The sequence below is a fragment of the Enterococcus devriesei genome, assembly GCF_001885905.1.
GTDB classification, from domain to species: domain Bacteria; phylum Bacillota; class Bacilli; order Lactobacillales; family Enterococcaceae; genus Enterococcus_A; species Enterococcus_A devriesei.
The window spans coordinates 1-2387 of record NZ_JXKM01000032.1; the positions used below are offsets into that span (position 1 = coordinate 1).

Below are 2387 nucleotides of genomic sequence, written 5' to 3' on the forward strand. Positions count from 1 at the left end.
TGGGAACAGCGTAAGTTTGAAGATTGCTTTAATTTCCCCGTTTCTACTAATTCGTTATCAAGAGCAATGTTAAATTACGATAAGGGAGAAGTTAAGAACGTACATTATGGAGACGTGCTAATAAAATATCCTTCAATTCTTAATATTAAAAAAGAGGAGGTTCCATATATTACAGATGGTTCTTTAGAGACGTATACGCCTAATTTGTTAGAGAATGGAGATTTAGTTTTTGCAGATGCTGCTGAAGATGAAGCTGTAGGGAAAGCTGTTGAAATCAATGGTATTACTAATGAAAATCTTGTATCAGGACTTCACACTATTGTTGCAAGAGCTACAAAACAAAAAGCAGAATATTTTTTAGGTTACTATATTAATTCCAACATTTACCACCGACAACTTTTAAGATTAATGCAAGGATCTAAAGTATCTGCCATCAGTAAAGGGAATTTACAAAAAACTGACGTATCTTTTCCGGAAAATATTGAGGAGCAACAAAAAATTGGTGTCTTCTTCAAGCAACTTGACGACACCATCACCCTTCATCAGCGTAAACTTGACTTATTTAAAAAGATGAAACAAGGATATTTAGAGAAAATGTTTCCGAAAAACGGGGTCCAAGTTCCTGAATTAAGATTTGCGTACTTTATCGATGTATGGGAACAGCGTAAGTTTAAGGAGTTTAGCAAGAAACAGGGGAGAAAAAATTCTCAAGGGTTAGACTNAGGATGTGTGGGAACAAAGTAAGTTGGGAATCAAAGTGAATATAATTATGGGGCAATCGCCTAATTCAGAAAATTATACTGAAAATCCCGATGATTATATTCTTGTTCAAGGTAATGCAGATATGAAAAATGGTTACGTTGTTCCTCGTGTTTGGACTACTCAAATAACAAAGCAAGCTCAAAAAGGCGATTTAATTTTAAGTGTCCGTGCTCCAGTTGGAGATATTGGTAAAACTGATTATGACGTAGTTATTGGTCGTGGTGTTGCAGCAATTAGAGGTAATGAATTTATTTTCCAACAACTGGGAAAAATGAAAACGAATAGTTATTGGAGTAGATATAGTACTGGATCAACATTTGAGAGTATTAATTCAAATGATATTAAGGAAGCTACAATTATGGTGCCAAGTAGTGAAGAACAAGAAAAAATTGGGGTATTTTTATCCAACGTAGACTACTCCATCTCTCTTCAACAAAATAAACTGGATCAACTTAAATTTTTAAAATCTGCTTTTCTAAAAAAAATGTTCATTTAGAAAAATCAACCTCCTAAAAATTGTTATTATGAAATTCTAATAACTATTTTAGGAGGCTATTTTTATGCGAAAAAAGAAAAAAGATGTTTTGTTTTACGAGTATTTTGAAGAGTGGTTAGAATTATACAAAGTAGGGGCAATCCGTGAAATTACTTTGGATAAGTATTACGTAACTTATCAAAAAATTCTAGAGTTAGCACCTACACTATGTTTATCTGAGTTGGATCGGAGAAGTTATCAACGACTCCTAAATCAATATGCTCTGACGCATGAAAAACAAACAACGATGGACTTTCATCATCAAATCAAAGGAGCAATTCTTGATGCAGTGGATGAAGGTTTAATTGAGAAAAACCCAACCCGTAAAATTATTATTAAAGGCAAAGAGCCTCGTCAAAAGAAACCAAAATTTTTGAATCAATATGAATTACAGACTTTATTAAAGCAATTAGAATTGAAAAGTGAAATTAACTGGGATTGGTTCATTCTACTGATTGCAAAAACCGGTTTGCGTTTTTCAGAGGCCTTAGCTCTGACTCCGCAAGATTTTGACTATTTTAACCAAAGTCTTGTCATAAGTAAAACCTGGAATTATAAAAAAGCAAAAGGCGAAATACAGCCGACCAAAAATGAATCCTCTAAAAGAAAAATTCAGATTGATTGGCAAATTAGTATGCAATTTTCACAATTAACCAAAGAAATGACGGAAGATGAATTGATCTTTGTAAACGGCAGGGTATTCAACTCAACCATTAATAAGCGACTTGAATCATTATGTAAAAAAGCAAATGTTCCAATTATCACCATCCACAGCTTACGGCATACTCATGCGTCATTACTGCTTTTCGCAGGAGTTTCAATTGCCAGCGTTGCCAGAAGGTTAGGCCATTCTAGTATGACTACGACTCAGGAAACTTATCTTCATATTATTCAAGAATTAGAAAATCAAGATAATGATAAAATTATTCGACATTTAAGTGCATTAGTTTAAAAGAAAATCCCAGAAGATAAGTTTGTCTTCTGGGATTGAGCTTATATAAACATTCTTTTAAGTAGAGCATATTTAAGCGATTGAAGTTGGTCCAGTTTGTTCTGATGAAGGGTGATGGTGTTATCTAGGTGCCTTAAG

The 2387-nt window shown here is 33.6% G+C and carries 2 protein-coding genes and 1 pseudogene; all 3 read left to right on the plus strand.

The window, feature by feature from the left end:
* Nucleotides 1–66 precede the first annotated feature (66 nt).
* On the plus strand, nucleotides 67–721 hold a 655-nt coding region (locus RV00_RS16775; RefSeq protein WP_338070754.1), incomplete at its 3' end, for a restriction endonuclease subunit S.
* A gap of 1 nt (nucleotide 722) precedes the next feature.
* Nucleotides 723–1258 (plus strand): annotated as a pseudogene (locus RV00_RS16780) (restriction endonuclease subunit S); the annotation flags it as partial.
* A gap of 64 nt (nucleotides 1259–1322) precedes the next feature.
* Entirely contained in the window at nucleotides 1323–2249 is a 927-nt protein-coding gene (locus tag RV00_RS15800) for a site-specific integrase (RefSeq protein WP_071863492.1), read from the plus strand.
* The last annotated feature ends 138 nt before the right edge of the window (nucleotides 2250–2387 follow it).